This is a genomic window from Pseudomonas sp. B16(2017), assembly GCF_002113205.1.
In the GTDB taxonomy this organism is placed as follows: domain Bacteria; phylum Pseudomonadota; class Gammaproteobacteria; order Pseudomonadales; family Pseudomonadaceae; genus Aquipseudomonas; species Aquipseudomonas pharyngis.
In genome coordinates this window covers 82529-99783 of record NZ_NEKA01000001.1, presented here as the reverse complement: position 1 = coordinate 99783, position 17255 = coordinate 82529, and the positions used below count along the sequence as shown (strand labels likewise).

Here is a 17255-nt window from a genome sequence, read left to right as displayed (position 1 = left end):
CGAGCGGAATTTTCGTCTTTTTCACGGGTTTCTCAGCCGTTCGCCGAGGGATGTTGCCAGTTGTGCCGTCAGACCGTACACCGACAACTGCGGGTTGGCGCCGATGCTGGTGGGGAACAAAGAGCCGTCATGAATCGACAGATTGCGAAGTTGATGATGGCGGCCGACGCTGTCGGTGACCGCGCTTTTCGGGTCCTCGCCCATCGCGCAACCGCCCATGACGTGGGCGCTGCCCAGGCGGGTGCGATACAGCTCGAGGCTCAGGCTGTCGATCAACGAGCGGGCCTCGGCCAGGCTGTTCACGTAGCGCGCATCGGCGTGCATCGGCATCACCGCTTTGGCGCCGCCGGCGAACTGGATCTCGGCCATGCTGTGGAAGGATCGGCGCAAGCCTTCCCAGGTGTAAGGCGACACCTGATAGTCGAGCACTGGCGAGCCGTCACCGCGCAGCTCGACGCTGCCGCCCGGGCTGTCCGGGTGAAAACCGTCACGCAGCAGGGCCAGCATCGCGTGGGTGTGGGGCAGGTCCGCCATGTGTTGCGCGCTTTCCTGACCGAACCCGCCGAGCAACGTGGCGGCCAGCGCCGGGTGCAGCGGCGGCACTTCGAGTTTGTAGGCCATTGGGCCGGTGGTGCCGTCCTTCCACTGGAAATGATCCGAGTAGATCGATTGCGGCGCACCGTAGAACGGGTTGATCACCTCGTCGAAACGCCCGGCGGACATGTTCACCAAATGCAGGAAGGTGCGCTTGCCCAGCCGTTTGTGCGGATCCGGTGCATCCGAACGCATCAGCAGCGCCGGGCTGTTGATCCCGCCGCCGGCCAGCACGTAGTGGCGTGCCTTGACGGTAATGGCGTGCCCAGTCGGCTCGACGCAACGTTCGTCCATCGCCACGCATTGCAGGCCGATGACCTTGTCGCCGTTGATCAAAAGCTTTTCGGCCCGGGCCAGATAGAGCAGCTCGCCACCCTTTTCCAGGGTCGCCGGAATGGTCGTGACCATCATCGATTGCTTGGCGTTGGTCGGGCAGCCCATACCGCAGTAGCCGAGGTTCCAGCAGCCGCGTACGTTGCGCGGGATCACGTGCCAGCTGTAGCCGAGTTGTTCGCAGCCTTTGCGGATCACGTCGTTGTTGGCGTTGGGCGGCACCATCCACGGGGCGACGCCGAGTCGCTGCTCCATTTTTTCGAACCACGGCGCCATGTCGGCGGGGCTGTGGCCTTTGACGTTGTGTTCCCTGGCCCAGTGTTCGAGGGTCGGTTCGGGGGTGCGAAAACTCGATGTCCAGTTGATCAGCGTGGTGCCGCCGACCGCGCGGCCCTGAAGGATGGTGATCGCGCCGTCCTTGCTCATGCGGCCGATGCCTTCCTGATAGAGGCTGCTGTAGGCCTGGTCTTCCAGCAGTTTGAAATCGCTGCTGGTCTTGAGCGGGCCTTCTTCGATCAGCAGCACTTTGTAGCCGGCGGCGCTGAGGATTTCCGCCGTGGTGCCGCCACCAGCGCCGCTGCCGATGATGGCCACGTCGGCTTCCAGGCTCAGGTCATCGGTAAGTTGCGCGCCGTTGTAGGTTTTCCAGCCACGGGCAAGGCCTTCGCGAAACGGGTCGGGTACGGGCATCGATCAGGTTCTCTTATTATTGTTTTGCGTGGGTCGCCAGGCTCAAACGGCGGGCGGGCCGGGGTAACCGCAATGGGCCCAGGATTCGGCGCGGGTGTACCAGGCCATCATCACCATTTGCAGCAATGAGCTGTGGCCCATGCGCAGCAGGCTCAGCGAGCTGTTTTCCCAGCGTTCGAGGAAGTGACGGATCGCCTCGGGGCTGGCGTTTTCCCAACTGCCCCAGATCCCGGTCAATGGCCCGCGCGTCACCGCCATGCCCAGCACGTCGAACAGTTGCCGGGTGAGCTTGAGCATTTCCGGCGACAGGTGATCGAGGCTGTAGTCCAGCGACTTAAGCGTTCCGTCGACAGCAGCGGGCATCTTTTCCACAGTAACGGCGCCCTCCAGCATCACTGGAATCAGCGCACGCAGAAACAGCAGATCAGCGCTGCGCAGCGTGGCGAACCCGTTGGCTGAAACGCTCGACGAACAGCCGCTGAGGCTGGCGCCAAGGCCGGCGGTAGCGAGGAAAGCCGTGGCGCCGAGGCTGAATTTCAGCAGGCCACGGCGCGACAGGGCAGGTGTTTCGGTCAGGCTTGGGTGCATTGTTGTTATTACCCGGCGGTGACGTTAGCGAATGAACAGTTTCTGGATCAGTTTCTGAATGGATTTGCCGTAGGGCGGGTAGATCAGCCTCGCCGCGTTGAAGCGCTGTTTGACCAGCACGCCTTTGGCCTTGCTGAATGTCAGGAAACCTTCGTGCCCGTGGTAATGCCCCATGCCCGACGGGCCGATGCCGCCGAACGGCATGTCGTCCTGCGCCACGTGCAGCAGCGTGTCATTGAGGCAGACGCCACCGGAATGGGTTTCGCTGAGTACGCGCTTCTGTTCGCGCTTGTCGTAGCCGAAGTAGTAAAGAGCCAGAGGACGTGGCCGCTGATTGATGTAAGCAAATGCCTGATCCAGATCCTGATAGGGCACGATCGGCAGCAGCGGGCCGAAGATCTCGTCCTGCATGACCGTCATCTCGTCGCTGACATTCAGCAGCAGGCTGTGCGGCATGCGTCGGCCCTGGCCCTGGTCGAACAGCGGAATCAGCAGCGCGCCCTTGCTGGTGGCGTCGCTGAGGTAGCTGTTGAGCCGCGCCAGTTGGCGCTCGTTGATGATCGCGGTGTAGTCCGGGTTGTCGGCGAGTGTCGGATAAAACCCGCGCACGGCCTGGCGATAGGCTTCGACGAAACCGCCGATGCGCTCTTCCGGCACCAGCACATAGTCCGGGGCCACGCAGGTCTGGCCGGCGTTGAGGGTCTTGCCGAAAGCGATGCGCTCGGCGGCGTCCTTGAGCGGCACGTCGCGGGAGACGATGGCCGGGGACTTGCCGCCCAGTTCCAGGGTCACCGGCGTCAGGTTCTCTGCCGCTGCGCGCATCACGTGCCTGCCGACGCTGGTGGAGCCGGTGAACAGCAGGTGGTCGAAGCGCATTTTCGAAAACGCCACGCCGACATCGGCCTCGCCGAGCACCACGCACACCAGATCCTCGGGGAAGATTCGCGCCAGCAGTTCCTTGAGCAGCAGGCCGGTGGCAGGGGTCGATTCGCTGAGCTTGAGCATCACCCGATTGCCGGCCGCAAGGGCGCCGGTCAGCGGGCCGATGGCCAGGAACAGCGGGTAGTTCCACGGCACGATGACGCCCACCACGCCCAGCGGCTGGTACACGACTTTCGCCGACGCGGGCTGGAAAGCAACGCCGACTTTGCGTTTTGAAGGTTTCATCCACTGGCTGATGTGCCGACTGGCGTATTGAATGCCGTGCAGGCTCGGCATCAGCTCGGCGAGCAGGGTTTCATCGGCGCTGCGGTGGCTGAAGTCGGAGCTGATGGCGTCGATCAGGGCCTGCCGCTCGTTGCTCAGCAAATCGCGCAGGGCCTTGAGCCATTGCTGGCGCTGGGCCGCAGGCGGCATCGGGTTGGCGGCGTAGGCGGCACGCTGCGCGTCAAACAGCCGGTTGAGCTCTTCCAGCGGCTGTTGCAGCGTTTGCAGGTAGGCAATATCGGCAGTCATCGGCGGCTCCGGAGTTGTTGTTGTGAGGAGCTTTTTAGAGTCTATGCTCTAGAAAGTCAAATGGCTTCCTTGCGCATCCTGGTTTTATCCCGTTCCGGTTAGGCCGTAAGATGCCCCCCAACGCACTCTGAATTAAAGCTCAAGCCATGGCCCCACGGATCAAAACCAGCGAGCGCATCGTGCAGAACAGCCTCGAGCTGTTCAATCAGCAGGGCGAGCGCAGCATCAGCACCAATCACATCGCCGCCCACATGGAGATTTCTCCGGGCAATCTGTACTACCACTTCCCCAACAAGCAGGCGATCATCGCCGTGCTGTTCAGTGAGTACGAAAGCCTGGTGGACAGCTTCCTGCGTCCGCCTCAGGGCCGTGCCGCGACGGTCGAAGACAAGCGCTTCTATCTCAAGGAGCTGCTGTCGGCGATGTGGCGCTACCGTTTCCTGCACCGCGATCTCGAGCATCTGCTCGACAGCGATCCTGAGCTGGCCGGGCGCTACCGGCGCTTCTCCCAGCGCTGCGTGATCCAGGGCGCGGCGATCTATGAAGGGTTCGTTGCCGCCGGCATCCTGAAAATGGATCGGGTGCAGATCGAATCCCTGACCCTCAACGCGTGGATCATCCTCACCTCCTGGGTGCGCTTCCTGTGCACGACCCGGGAGAATTCCAACTACCTCAGCGAACAGGCCATCAAACGTGGCGTGTATCAGGTGCTGGTGCTGGAAGCAGGGTTCGTCACCGAGCAGGCCCGCGATGAGGTCAACGCCTTGTTCGAAGAGTTCTACGTGCCGCTGGCCCAGGCCCTCGAAGAGAGACCGTAAGCCCATTTCCTCACTGGAGTCGTTCGCTATGCCGATTGCGCAACTGATCAGCCCGACCGCACTGGATGCCCGCAAGGCGCAACCGGGGCTGGTGATTCTCGATTGCCGCTTTGCCCTCGAAGACCCGGATTACGGCCAGCGCAGCTACGCCGAGGGGCACATTGCCGGGGCACATTTCGCCGATCTTGAACGCGACCTCAGCGGCCCGGTGATCAAGGGCGTGACCGGTCGCCATCCGCTGCCGGAACCGGCGGCGCTGATCGAACGCCTGCAAGCGTTCGGCATCAATAATGACAGCGACGTGGTTCTGTATGACGACGGCCCGGGCGCCTATGCGGCGCGGGCCTGGTGGTTGCTGGCGTGGCTGGGCAAGCGTGACGGCGTGTTCATTCTCGATGGCGGGCTCAAGGCCTGGCATGCGGCGGGGCTGCCGTTGAGTCTTGATCCACCGTCAGCGGCCCGGGGCAACTTCAGCGGCCAGCCGGACATGCGCCTGCTGCTCAGCGCCGAGCAATTGCAGCAACGCCTCGGCCAGCCGGCCCTGACCCTGCTCGATGCCCGCGCCTTGCCGCGCTTCAAGGGCGAAGTGGAGCCGATCGACCCGATCGCCGGGCACATTCCCGGCGCGCAATGCGCGGCGTTTACCGACAACCTGGGCAGCGACGGGCGTTTCCTGCCGACCGATCAGCTCAAGCAGCGTTTCGCCGCGAAACTCGGCGAGCGTTCCCCGAACGATCTGGTGGCTTACTGCGGCTCCGGGGTGACGGCGTGTCACAACCTGTTTGCCCTGTGTCTGGCGGGTTATCCATTGGGTTCGCTGTATGCCGGATCGTGGAGCGAGTGGATCAACGAGCCTTCGCGCGGTATCGCCACCGGCGAGTAAACGCTCAGCGATCCAGGCGCGCGCTGCGATAGGCCGCCGGCCCCACGCCATAAACCTGTTTGAATTGCCGGCTCAGATGGCTCTGGTCGGCAAATCCCAGCTGCGTGGCGACCTCCACCGGCAGGCAGCCGCTCTGCAACAAGCCCCGCGCGCAGGCAATTCGCTGCTGCATCAGCCAGCTGTGCGGCGGCATGCCGGTGGCGCGGCGGAACACCCGGGCGAAGTGGAAGGGCGAGAGGTTCACGGCCGCCGCCAGTTCTTCCAGCGAGGGCGGCGCCGCCAGTTGCGCGTGCAGCAACTCCTTGGCCATCGCCACCGCGCGGTGCTCCTTGCCGGGGTTGCCGCTGATCTGCACCGCTGCGTGACGCTGCAACAGCAGCATCATCATTTCCCGCCACACGGTTTGCTGTTGCAACGCGGTGGCGGGGCTTTCCAGCAAGCGATGCAACTGACAGAAACCGTTGACCAGGTCCGGATCGCGATACAGCGTCGCCCCGAAGGCCGGCATCGGTGCGGTCGGTAGTTCCAGTTCATTCAACAGCGCGACAATCTGCCCGGTGTCGGGATAAAACGCCCGGTACAGCCAGCCGTCCTCGGTGCCCTTGTGGCCGTTATGCACTTCGTCCGGATTGATCAGCACCAGCGTGCCGCTGCCCGCCAGGTGTTCGGCGCCGCGATAACGGTAGCGCTGGGCGCCGGCCATGATCATGCCGATCACATAACCGTCGTGGACGTGCGGGGCGAAACGATGCTCGATGTAGCGCGCGGTCAACAGCTCGACCCCGGCCAGGGGCGCGGCTTGCCAGAAGCGGATCGACTCGCCCTGATCGCTCATGACCTCATCGCCCCGCGTCGGCCAGCCACTGCGGAATCCGTCGTTCCAGGTAATAACCCGGCTGGCGGAGCGTGCCGTCGACGAAGCCGACGTGCCCGCCCTTGTTCTGCAATTCGAATTGCGTCGTTGCCGACAACTCACTGGCCTGCGGCAGGCTGTGGGGATACACGAACGGGTCGTCCGCTGCCTGAATGATCAGGGTCGGTGTGCGGATCTCACCGAGAAAGTAACGGCTCGATGCCCGGCGATAATAATCCTCGGCATCGGCGAAACCGTGCAGCGGCGCGGTCACCCGGCCATCGAAATCCCAGAAGGTGCGCATGTTTTCCAGCGAGCCGAGGGCCGCCAAAGCTGCAATCCCATCTTCGCGCCCGTCATGCTGGAACTGACGCTGCTTGTTCTTGATGTAGGCCACCATCTCGCGCATGAAGTGCGCCTGATAGACCTTCGAGAAACCCTGGCCAATACGGTCGGCACACTGATCGAGGCGAAACGGCACCGACACCGCCACCGCACCGAGCACGCCACTGGCGCTGCCGGTTTCCCCCAGGTGCTTGAGCAGCACATTGCCACCGAGGGAATAGCCGACCGCATACAGCGGCGCCAATGGCCGCTTGGCCTTCAGGTGGCGGAGGGTTTCGGCGAGGTCTTCGCTGGCCCCGGAGTGGTAGCTGCGCGGCAGCAGGTTCGGCTCGCCGGAGCAGCCGCGCCAGTTCAGCGCGACACTGGCCCAGCCTTGCGCGGCGAGCGCTGCCTGGATTCCGGCGACGTAGGGGGAGTTGGAAGAGCCGGTCAGCCCGTGCAGCACCAGTACCAGTGGCGCTTCAGCGCTGTGCGGGCCATACCAGTCGAGGTCGAGGAAATCGCCGTCGTCCAGCCACAGCCGTTCGCGCTGGCGATCAAGGTGCACGGTTTTACGCCATAGCGGCCCCCACAAGGTTTGCAGGTGTGGATTGCCGAGGCCGAAGGCGGGTGTGAAACGAAATCCGGGTTCGGAAGGAGCAAGAGGTGCGCGCACAGTAAATCTCGACGGTGTCATGCATGAAGTGGTCGCCACACAAAGGGCTGCCACTTCAAGGGAGATCTAACTTGCCACAAAGCCCGCATCAGCGCGACACGAATGCCCGGACGGCTCGACGGTCGGGACAATGGCCGGTTGCGGGAGCGGCAGTTGGGGTGTCGTCGGACCTACGGTCACTACCCGCCACTGATCGTCAGGCAGATGTTTGTCCACTGCCATTCTGATCTGCTCCAGCGTCAGGCTCTGCACCTGTTGCGCGAAGAAATCCAGGTCGAGCGGCAAGTGGTGGCGGTTGATCTCGATCAGGCGCGCGAGAATCTGCCCGTTGCTGGCACTGCCAGTGATATTGGCGTTGGCCAGTCGGCGTTTGAAGTGATCGAGCTCCTCCTGCGAGGGGCCATCACGCCGGAAATCGCTGAGCATCGATTTCACCAGAGCCACCGTTTCATTCACGAATTGGGGGCTGGTCTGCAGAGCAATTGATGTCAGTCCGCCGCCTGCCCAGTCTTTGGTGCGAATGCTGACGTCGTATACCAGGCCTCGTTTGTTGCGCAGTTCTGTCATCAGGCGGGAATTTGCGCCACTGCCGAAAATCAGCGTCCCGGCATACAGCGCAATGAAATCCTCGTGTTGGCGCGACAGGCTGGGTTGCCCAAGCAATACGTGAGTCTGTTCTTGTGTGCGCTCGACATGGTGATGCATTTCAGTGCCGAACGCTTTGGGCGGTTCGACGGCGGGGAGTGCAACGGTGGGGGCGGGTAGCGCATTGGCGATTTGCAGGCTGATGGCCTGTGCCTGCTCGACGGAAAGGTCTCCCACCAACGTAATTTGTGTCTGGCTTGCCGAGTGGGTTTGTCGGTGGAACGTTTGAACGGCCTGACGGGTGATCGAGGTCATGTCGGTATCGGTTCCGTAGATCGAACGGGCGTAGGGCGTGTCCGGAGCCAGCAGCTCCTGAAGGCGTTGCCTGGCAATGTCCGCAGGTTGTTGCTGTTGTGCCAGCTGCAAGCCATGAAGCTCGCTCTTGACCCTCAGCAGCGCTTCATCGGAAAGAGAGGGCTGCCCCAGCATTTGCGTAAACAGTTGCAGCACCGGTGCGCTTTTGTCTGGATCGCTCAGGCTGCGTAACGTGAACGTGGCACGCTCCTGATCGAGATCCATCCCGAGCTTCGCACCCACCCCGTCAAAGACTTCGGCAATCGCCGCATGGTCATTCTTGCCGCTCACCCCCTCGTTGAACAGGCTGAATATCAACGCCGCCAGTCCTGGGGTATTGCCGTCGTGTGCACTGCCGGCGGCGAAGCTGACGTGAACATCGAACATCGGCAGCTCCGTCGTACGGATGAATAACGTTTTGATGCCTGTCGTGGTTTTCCAGCCCTTGATGCTCAATGGGCGTGGAGTCTGTCGGGTCGTGTCTGTTTCCGACAGCGATTGCAATCGTGATTTGGGAAAACCGGCTGGCGCAGTATCGGCAGCAACCGGACTGGCTGACAGCCAGAGGGTGAACGCAAAACCGGCCATGGCAGACCGAAAGACGTGCGCAGATTTATCCATGTTTTTTCTCCGCAAGCACGTGGGCTGTGCTGAGGCGTTCGCGGATCAGGTACTTTTCAGCGACCTGGCGGAGGTCCTCGGGGGTCACTTTCTTGAGCTCGGCGATCTCCTGATCGAGCAATTGCCACGACAGGCCAGCGCTCTCGAGGGCGGCCAGATGTATGGCAGTGTTCATGATCGAATCCCGGGCAAAAACTCTCTGGGCGATCAGTTGGGTCCGTGCGCGTTCCAGTTCTTCGGGAGAGGGGGGCGTGGTGCGCAGTTCCTCGAGCAGATCCCAGACTCGTATTTGTGCGGTTTCCGGGCTTGTGGGTTGTGAGCTGTCGAGGCGGGTGCTCAATGTCAGAAGAGTATCGCCGCGACTGTAAAGGTCGTAGCTGGCGCTGACATGGCTGAATACATGCTCCTTGTGTTGCAGGTGTTTTTGCAGGCGAGCGCTCTGGGAGCCTGCCAGCAACATTTCCATCAGGCGCAGCGCATGCGCAGTCCGGTATGTATCTGCTGTAGCCAGGCTGGGAACGTTGAACGCCATGATCAACTGCGGGGCGGGCACCGGTTGGTTGAGGATGAGGCGGCGTTCGCCTGGCCGCGGCAATTCGCGCGGTTTTACGGTTTGTGTGAGGGGGCGACTGGCGAGGCCGCCGAAGTAGCGTTGAGCCAGAGGTTGAACGTAATCGAGGGTGACGTCGCCGACGACGACCAGCGTGGCATTGCCAGGGGCGTAGCGTGACTCATACCAGTCGCGCAACTGAGCGGTGTTCAAGGTGCGCAGATCGTTCATCCAGCCGATGACGGGGGTCCGGTAGCTGCTGGAGGGATAGGCCAGGGTTTCCAGACGCTCCAGTGCAGTGTCCAGAGGACTGTCTTCCACATTCAAACGGCGCTCTTCTTGAATGACACTTATCTCGGAAGCGAAATCTTCAGGTGTGAGGTGAGCCGTCGACATCAGGTCGGCCATCAGTTCGAATGCGACCCCCAGATAAGGCTTGGGCAAAGTCTGGTGGTAGGCAGTGACGTCTTTGCCGGTAAAGGCATTTTCCGATGCCCCCAGGGATTCCAGTATGGCGGATGCCTCGCCCGGACAGGTCTTGCTGCTGCCCTTGTAAAGCATGTGCTCCAGCGCGTGTGACAGTCCGGTCTGACCCGGTGCTTCGTCAGCCGATCCGACCTTGAACCACAGTTGGGAAGTGACCAGCGGGGCTCGGTGATCCTCGCGGACGATGACCTTCAGGCCGTTGTCCAGCAGAAACTCATGGGTGGTCGGTGGTGGGGCGGCCAGCGCCAGCAGCGGGGCCAGGGCCAGGCAAGGCAGCATCCTGCTGCACAAAGTGTCCATAAATGATGGGTCCTCAATGGATTACTGAAATGGCGTAATCCACTGTGGAGATTTTGCGCGGGCGGCGTGCGGTAGTTATCTACCGCGCGCCAAATTCGGCGTTCGCCAGACGATTGTCAGAGAGAGGGCAGGCCCCGTTGCCACAACGCGTAGTACACCCGCCCGGATTTTTGCTCGCGGTGCAGGCGCCAGTTGCCCGGCAGGCCGAGGGTCGATGGCGCGGTTTCACTTTCAGTGTAGATCCACGAATCGTCGGCCAGCCATTGGCGCTCTTCCAGCAGCGTGCACACGGCGGGCAGCAGGTTCTGGTTGAACGGCGGGTCGAGGAACACCAGGTCGAACGCGGTCGCAGTCTGGGTTTCCAGATATCGCAGGGCATCGGCGGTCTGCACGTGACCGTTGGTGCAGCGCAGCGTGCCGAGGTGTTCTTTCAGGCTGGACACCGCGACGTGGCTGGCATCCAGCGCCTGACCCAGGGCCGCGCCACGGGACAGTGCTTCGAGAAACAGCGCGCCGCTGCCGGCGAACGGGTCGAGCACCTTGGCCCCGGCAACGTAGGGCGCGAGCCAGTTGAACAGGGTTTCGCGCACCCGGTCCGGCGTCGGACGCAGACCCGGCGCATCAGGGAAGCTCAGCTTTCGGCTGCGCCATTCGCCGCCGATGATGCGCAACTGGTTCACACCGTTGTGCAGTTTTTGTACAGGTTTCTTTGGACTGGCCATTAATGCTCCGGAACCCCGAGCGGCTGCTCGGCAGGTTTATCAGATGGGGCCGGTAACGGCTTTTGCGGCACGGTCGGGCCAGCGCTGACGATGACCAGTTTATCCGTGCTCAAGTGTTTGTTCAGAACGTCGCGAACCTGCTCGACCGTCAGGCTCTGGGACTGACGCATGAAGTCGTCCAGATAATTCAGCGGCAGGTTGTAGAAACCCATGGCACCGAGCTGGCCGACGATATCGGCGTTGCTCGCGGTGGACAGCGGGAAGCTGCCGGCCAGTTCGCGCTTGGCGTCATCGAGCTCTTTCTGGGTCGGGCCGGTCTTGAGGTAGTCGGCGAGCACGTCCTGCACCAGTTTCAGGGTGCCTTCGCTCATTTCCGCGCGGGTCTGCAGGTTGATCATGAACGGGCCGCGCGCCTGCATCGGGCTGAATGCCGAATACACGCCGTAGGTCAGGCCGCGCTTCTCGCGCACTTCGCTCATCAAGCGAGTGCCGAAGCCACCGCCACCGAGGATCTGGTTGCCCATCGACAGCGCGGCGTAATCCGGGTCGTCACGGTCGATGCCCAGTTGCGCGATCATCAGGTTGGTCTGCTTCGACGGAAACTCGATGTGGCCGATGCCGGGTTTCGGCTCGATCGGTTGCTCGACTTTCGCCAGCGCCGGACCTTTTGGCAGTGCAGCGGACACCTGATTGGCAATCGCCTCGGCTTCGCTGCGGGACAGATCGCCCACCAGCGCGATCACCACGTTGCCGGCCGCATAGGCCTTGGCGTGGAACTCACGCAGTTGCGCCAGCGTGATCTTCGGCACGCTTTGCGCATTGCCGTCGCTGGCGTGGGCGTACGGGTGATCGCCGTAGAGGCGCTTCATCAGCTCCAGGCTGGCGAGTTTGCCGGGGTTCTGTTTCTGGTATTCGAAACCGGCGAGCATCTGGTTCTTGATGCGCGCGAAGGAGTCAGCCGGGAAGGTCGGTTTGCCCACCACTTCCGAGAATAGCTTCAGCGCCGGCTCGCGCTTGTCGGCGGCACTCAGACTGCGCAGCGACGCGATGGCCATGTCCTTGTAGGCGCCGTTGCCGAAATCCGCGCCCAGGCCTTCGAAACCCTGAGCGATGGCGCCGACATCCTTGCCCGCCACGCCTTCGTTGAGCATGGCGTTGGTCAGCAGGGCCAGGCCCGGCGCGTTGCCGTCCTGGCTGCTGCCGGCGGAAAAGATCAGGCGCATGTCGAACATCGGCAGTTCGCGAGCCTCGACGAACAGCACTTTGGCGCCTTCGGCGGTGTTCCAGGTCTGCACGTCGAGCTTGCGGCTGGCCGGGGCCTTGCCGTCTAGCTCGGCCAGCGATTGCAGCTTCTGGCTGGACTTGGCGTTATCCAGCGCTTCGCTGGCCTTGGTGTTGTCGCTTGGCACAAGGTAGAACGCAGCGGAGCCGATGATGGCCACGGTGATCAGGCCGAGCAGCAGGCGTGGGGTTTTGCGCTCACTCATGAGTCGTCTCCAGGGGCAGGACGTGGGCGACGCTGAGACGTTCGCGGGTGAAATACAGCTTGGCGGCGTTCTGGATGTCTTGCGGGGTGACGCTCTCCAGATCGGCCAGTTCAGTGTCCATCAGCTTCCACGACAGACCGACGGTCTCCAGCTGGCCGATGGCGGTGGCCTGGCTGGTGATCGAATCGCGCTCGAAGACCAGGCCGGCGATGACCTGCGCGCGTACGCGCTCCAGTTCTTCGGCGGACGGTGCGGTGGTTTTCAGCTGTTCCAGCAGTTTCCACAGACCGGCCTCAGCCTGGGCCATGGTCTTTTTCTTCTGGGTGTTCGGCGTGGCCGACAGGGTGAACAGGCTGTCACCGCGAGTGTAGGCGTCGTAGCTCGACGAACCGCCGGACACCAGCTCTTCACCGCGCTCCAGTTGGGTCGGGATGCGACCGCTGTAGCCGCCGTCCAGCAACGCCGAAATCAGGCGCAAGGCGTTGACCGAGCGTTTGTCTTCGGCAGTGGCGATGCTCGGGACGTTGAAACCGAGCATCAGGCTCGGCAGTTGAGTCTGCACGTGCAGGGTGATCTGGCGCTCGCCGGGCTCGGCCAGCTCCAGCGGCTTTTTCGCCGGCGGCACGTCGCGTTTCGGGATCGGCCCGAAGTAGCGCTGGGCGAGGGTCTTCACCTCGTCCGGGGTCACGTCGCCGACCACCACCAGCGTGGCGTTGTTCGGCACGTACCAGGACTGATACCAGTGGCGCAGCTCTTCGACCTTCATCCGCTCAAGGTCAGCCATCCAGCCGATGGTCGGCGTGTGATAACCGCTGGCCGGGTAGGCCATGGCCTTGTAGCGCTCGAAGGCCTTGGCCATCGGCTTGTCGTCGGTGCGCAGGCGGCGCTCTTCCTTGATGACTTCGATTTCCTTGGCGAACTCGTCGGCCGGCAGGCGCAGGTTGGCCATGCGGTCGGCTTCCAGTTCGAAGGCCACGCCCAGACGGTCGCGGGCCAGGACCTGGTAATAAGCGGTGAAGTCGTCGCTGGTGAACGCATTCTCTTCGGCGCCAAGGTCGCGCAGGATCAGCGAGGCTTCGCCGGGGCCGACTTTTTCGCTGCCCTTGAACATCATGTGCTCGAGGGCGTGGGACAGACCGGTCTGGCCCGGGGTTTCGTAGCTGGAACCGACCTTGTACCAGACCTGCGACACCACCACCGGCGCGCGATGGTCTTCGCGCACGACGACCTTCAAGCCGTTGTCGAGGGTGAATTCGTGGGTCGGTTGCGGGTCGGCCGCCAGGGCCGAAAGGGGCAGGCAGACTGTGCTGAGCAGCAGGCCTGCGGCGCGGCGGGCTAGAGCATTCATTCGTTTTTAAACCTGTTGGGCTGCCCGCTTGGTCTTAGCGTCGGCGGGCGAGAGGGTGCTAGGATACTGATCCGTTTTACTGGCGGCCACGCCTATCAGGCCACTGATCGGTCTATAGGTTGTACGGGTTACCGGCAGAAGCTTTGAGTTTCTCAGCTAAACTCTGCGTTTTCGCCGACGATGCCGTTCCAGTCCTTCGTATTTAATGACCTTTGAGGTGCTTTTGGCGCCTCGACAAAATGTTGCGCGTGAACAAGCTGGGTGAAACACAGTCTGTTCTGCATCGAATATTTATTTGCCGGGGCGCCCCTGTGGCGCGTCGCTACCGTGAGATAGCCGTCCTCCATGTTTGGTTCCAACGACGACAAGAAGACCCCAGCTGCGGCTGGCGAGAAGAAAGGCCTGTTCGGATGGCTGCGCAAGAAACCGCAGGAACCCGTCGTCGAACAGCCGACTGCCATTCCTGAGCAGGCCCTTGCGCCTGCTCCCGTAATAGAAGAAGCGCCGGCACCGGTCGTGCTGCCGATCGCCGAGCCGGTGCTGCAACCGGTGGCCGAGGCCGAGCCTGAAACGCCGGCTGCCGCCGAACTGCCGCTGACCCCGGCCAGCGAGCCGTGGCTGACCTTGCCAGTGGCGGAAGAGCCGGTGGCGCTGGTCGAAGAGGCCGCTCCGCACGTTACGCCAACGATTCCCGCGCCGGCTGCGTTCATGCCAGAGCCTGTTCAGGCGCCGGTGGTGGAAGCCGCTCCTGTCATTCCAGAGCCCGTGGTTGCTGCCCCGGTTGCCCCGATTGTCGAAGCGCCCGAGCCTGCACCTGCACCTGCACCTGCACCGGTAGCAGCAGTGCCAGTCGTTCCTGTGGAAACCCAGGTCGAAGCCCCGGTCGAGGCCCCGCGTACCGAAGAAACCAAGGCCGGCTTCTTCGCCCGTCTCAAGCAGGGCCTGTCCAAGACCAGCGCCAGTATCGGCGAAGGCATGGCCAGCCTGTTCCTCGGCAAGAAAGCCATCGATGACGATCTGCTCGACGATCTCGAAACCCGCCTGCTGACTGCCGACGTCGGCGTCGAGGCGACTTCGGTGATCATCCAGCGCCTGACCCAGAAGGTCGCACGTAAAGAGCTGGCGGATTCCGACGCCCTGTACAAATCCCTGCAGGCCGAGCTGGCTGCAATGCTCAAACCGGTCGAGCAGCCGCTGAAGATCGCTTCCCAGAACAAGCCGTTCGTGATTCTGGTGGTCGGCGTCAACGGCGCCGGCAAGACCACCACCATCGGCAAACTGGCGAAGAAACTGCAACTGGAAGGCAAGAAAGTCATGTTGGCCGCCGGTGACACCTTCCGCGCCGCCGCTGTCGAGCAGTTGCAGGTCTGGGGTGAGCGCAACAAGATCCCGGTGATCGCCCAGCACACGGGCGCGGACTCGGCTTCGGTGATCTTCGACGCCGTGCAGGCCGCCAAGGCTCGTGGCATCGATGTGCTGATCGCCGACACCGCCGGTCGTCTGCACACCAAAGACAACCTGATGGAAGAACTGAAGAAGGTTCGCCGGGTGATCGGCAAGCTCGACGCCGATGCGCCGCACGAAGTGCTGCTGGTGCTCGACGCCGGCACCGGCCAGAACGCCATCAACCAGGCCAAGCAATTCAACCAGACCGTCGAACTGACCGGCCTGGCGCTGACCAAGCTCGACGGCACCGCCAAGGGCGGGGTGATTTTCGCCCTGGCCAAGCAGTTCGGCCTGCCGATCCGCTACATCGGCGTCGGTGAAGGCATCGACGATCTGCGTACCTTTGAAGCCGAACCCTTTGTCCAGGCACTGTTTGCCGAGCGGGAGCGTTCATGATTCGTTTCGAACAGGTCGGTAAGCGCTACCCGAACGGTCACGTCGGCTTGCATGAGCTGAGCTTTCGAGTCCGTCGCGGCGAGTTCCTGTTTGTCACCGGCCACTCCGGTGCCGGTAAATCCACATTGTTGCGCCTGTTGCTGGCGATGGAACGTCCGACCAGCGGCAAGCTGCTGCTGGCCGGGCAAGACCTGAGCACCATCAGCAACGCGCAGATTCCGTTCCTGCGTCGGCAGATCGGTGTGGTGTTCCAGAACCATCAACTGTTGTTCGATCGCACGGTGTTCAATAACGTCGCGCTGCCGTTGCAGATTCTCGGGCTGTCCAAGGTCGAGATCGCCAAGCGCGTCGATTCGGCGCTGGAGCGCGTGGCGCTGTCGGACAAGGCCGAGCTGTATCCGGGTGACCTGTCCACCGGTCAGCAGCAGCGCGTTGGCATTGCCCGCGCCATCGTTCACCGTCCGGCTTTGCTGCTGGCGGACGAACCGACCGGTAACCTCGACCCGCGTCTGGCGGCGGAGATCATGGGCGTGTTCGAAGACATCAACCGTCTGGGCACCAGCGTGCTGATCGCCAGTCATGACCTGGCGCTGATCGCGCGCATGCGCCATCGCATGCTGACCCTGCAACGCGGCCGATTGATCGGCGACGGGGAGGCCGGCGTATGAGTGCAACACGTAGTCCGAAGGTTTCCGAGCGCGTGGCCCCGAAGGCCGCCGATCCGCAACCGCCAAAGAAGAAAAAGCACGACGATGACGACGGCCCGGACTTCGCCACGTTGTTCCGTGCCTGGATCGAAAGCCATCGCGCCAGTTGGATCGACAGCCTGCGTCGTCTCGGCAAGCAGCCGATCGGCAGTTTCTTCACCTGCATGGTGATGGCAGTTGCGCTGAGCCTGCCGATGGGTCTTTCGCTGTTGCTGAGCAATGTCGAGCGCTTGGGCGGTTCGTGGCAGCGTGCGGCGCAGATTTCGCTGTACCTGGAGCTCGAGGCGACTCCGGCGCAGGGCGAAGCATTGCGCGACCAGATCAAGGGCATGCCGGGCGTAGCTGATGCTGAATATGTCGGTCGCGACCAGGCACTGGAAGAGTTCCAGCAGCAGTCGGGCCTGGGCGAAGCCCTGCGCGAACTTCCGGAAAACCCTTTGCCGGGTGTGGTGCTGGTGACGCCGAACGAGGTCGACAAGTCGACCCTGGAAGCATTAAGACAAAAACTTTCCGAGCTGCCCAAGGTACAACAGGCGCAACTTGATCTAGTCTGGGTCGAGCGTCTGGCCGCCATCCTCAAGCTCGGCGATCGTTTCGTCTTCGGTCTGACGGTGTTGCTGGTTTCCGCATTACTTTTGGTGATAGGCAATACCATTCGTCTTCATATTGAAAACCGCCGCACCGAGATAGAAGTGATTAAACTCGTCGGCGGCACCGACAGCTATGTGCGTCGTCCGTTCCTTTATATGGGCGCGTTGTATGGCTTCGGTGCGGGACTGCTGTCCTGGGGTGTATTGGCGTTCGGCCTGAACTGGCTGAACGATGCGGTGGTCGGGCTGGCCGGCTTGTACGGCAGCGATTTCGCACTGGCCGGCGTGCCAGTTGCCGACGGTCTGTCGCTCTTGCTTGGCGCGGTGCTGTTGGGTTATATCGGTGCATGGATTGCAGTCGCACGTCATCTCAGGGAGCTGGCGCCGAAGTAGAATCTTTTTTGCGCGTGATTGACCTTTCAGTGGTTAAGGAAACTTTCATTTGAGTT

15 protein-coding genes are annotated in these 17255 nt (G+C 62.5%); 5 read left to right on the top strand and 10 right to left on the bottom strand.

Features of this window, described 5'->3' with window-relative positions; translation table 11 throughout:
* Positions 1–21 precede the first annotated feature (21 nt).
* Genes CAG25_RS00495 through CAG25_RS00485 form a run of 3 tightly spaced genes read right to left on the bottom strand, consistent with a single transcriptional unit; the run spans position 22 to position 3660 of the window.
* Positions 22–1617, bottom strand: a complete 1596-nt coding sequence (locus CAG25_RS00495; RefSeq protein ID WP_085611993.1) for a GMC family oxidoreductase — start codon at positions 1615–1617, stop codon at positions 22–24.
* Between the two features lie 42 nt (positions 1618–1659).
* A complete protein-coding gene (locus CAG25_RS00490) occupies positions 1660–2205 on the bottom strand; it encodes a twin-arginine translocation pathway signal protein (RefSeq protein ID WP_085611992.1) in 546 nt (181 codons plus the stop codon).
* 24 nt (positions 2206–2229) lie between these two features.
* Positions 2230–3660 carry a coniferyl aldehyde dehydrogenase gene (locus CAG25_RS00485; protein ID WP_085611991.1) on the bottom strand — a complete coding sequence of 477 codons (1431 nt, stop codon included), beginning with the start codon at positions 3658–3660 and terminating at the stop codon, positions 2230–2232.
* A 146-nt stretch (positions 3661–3806) separates the two neighbouring features.
* On the opposite strand from CAG25_RS00485, the gene CAG25_RS00480 reads away from it, so the two are divergent.
* Together CAG25_RS00480 and CAG25_RS00475 are read left to right on the top strand one after the other, a co-directional pair.
* Positions 3807–4478, top strand: coding sequence for a TetR/AcrR family transcriptional regulator (locus tag CAG25_RS00480; RefSeq protein WP_039767914.1), 672 nt, complete (start codon positions 3807–3809; stop codon positions 4476–4478).
* Positions 4479–4506: 28 nt separating this feature from the next.
* Positions 4507–5361, top strand: coding sequence for a sulfurtransferase (locus tag CAG25_RS00475; protein ID WP_085611990.1), 855 nt, complete (start codon positions 4507–4509; stop codon positions 5359–5361).
* A 4-nt stretch (positions 5362–5365) separates the two neighbouring features.
* Here CAG25_RS00475 and CAG25_RS00470 read toward each other — a convergent pair whose 3' ends face one another.
* The 7 genes from CAG25_RS00470 to CAG25_RS00440 all read right to left on the bottom strand — a co-directional run bounded on the left by CAG25_RS00470 (position 5366) and on the right by CAG25_RS00440 (position 13667).
* Positions 5366–6196, bottom strand: a complete 831-nt coding sequence (locus CAG25_RS00470) for an AraC family transcriptional regulator (protein ID WP_085611989.1) — start codon at positions 6194–6196, stop codon at positions 5366–5368.
* Positions 6197–6200: 4 nt separating this feature from the next.
* Positions 6201–7214: a hydrolase gene (locus CAG25_RS00465; protein ID WP_256575361.1), complete on the bottom strand. Its 1014-nt coding sequence runs from the start codon at positions 7212–7214 to the stop codon at positions 6201–6203.
* Positions 7215–7280: 66 nt separating this feature from the next.
* A complete protein-coding gene (locus CAG25_RS00460) occupies positions 7281–8774 on the bottom strand; it encodes a pitrilysin family protein (RefSeq protein ID WP_256575360.1) in 1494 nt (497 codons plus the stop codon).
* Positions 8767–10110 carry a pitrilysin family protein gene (locus CAG25_RS00455; RefSeq protein ID WP_085611986.1) on the bottom strand — a complete coding sequence of 448 codons (1344 nt, stop codon included), beginning with the start codon at positions 10108–10110 and terminating at the stop codon, positions 8767–8769. Before CAG25_RS00455 ends, CAG25_RS00460 begins: the two co-directional genes overlap by 8 nt.
* Before the next feature lie 116 nt (positions 10111–10226).
* Positions 10227–10832: a 16S rRNA (guanine(966)-N(2))-methyltransferase RsmD gene (gene rsmD / locus CAG25_RS00450; RefSeq protein ID WP_085611985.1), complete on the bottom strand. Its 606-nt coding sequence runs from the start codon at positions 10830–10832 to the stop codon at positions 10227–10229.
* Positions 10832–12319: a pitrilysin family protein gene (locus CAG25_RS00445; protein ID WP_085611984.1), complete on the bottom strand. Its 1488-nt coding sequence runs from the start codon at positions 12317–12319 to the stop codon at positions 10832–10834. Before CAG25_RS00445 ends, rsmD begins: the two co-directional genes overlap by 1 nt.
* Complete coding sequence (locus tag CAG25_RS00440; protein ID WP_064600101.1) at positions 12312–13667, bottom strand: pitrilysin family protein; 1356 nt, start codon at positions 13665–13667, stop codon at positions 12312–12314. The genes CAG25_RS00445 and CAG25_RS00440 overlap by 8 nt, the downstream gene beginning before the upstream one ends.
* Before the next feature lie 345 nt (positions 13668–14012).
* Here CAG25_RS00440 and ftsY point away from each other — a divergent pair, with 345 nt between their 5' ends.
* From ftsY to ftsX, 3 genes are read left to right on the top strand one after another with little or no spacing between them, the layout of a single operon-like run.
* Positions 14013–15509 carry a signal recognition particle-docking protein FtsY gene (ftsY, locus tag CAG25_RS00430; RefSeq protein ID WP_085611982.1) on the top strand — a complete coding sequence of 499 codons (1497 nt, stop codon included), beginning with the start codon at positions 14013–14015 and terminating at the stop codon, positions 15507–15509.
* Complete coding sequence (gene ftsE / locus CAG25_RS00425; protein ID WP_007953396.1) at positions 15506–16177, top strand: cell division ATP-binding protein FtsE; 672 nt, start codon at positions 15506–15508, stop codon at positions 16175–16177. Before ftsY ends, ftsE begins: the two co-directional genes overlap by 4 nt.
* A complete protein-coding gene (gene ftsX, locus CAG25_RS00420) occupies positions 16174–17199 on the top strand; it encodes a permease-like cell division protein FtsX (RefSeq protein ID WP_085611981.1) in 1026 nt (341 codons plus the stop codon). Before ftsE ends, ftsX begins: the two co-directional genes overlap by 4 nt.
* The last annotated feature ends 56 nt before the right edge of the window (positions 17200–17255 follow it).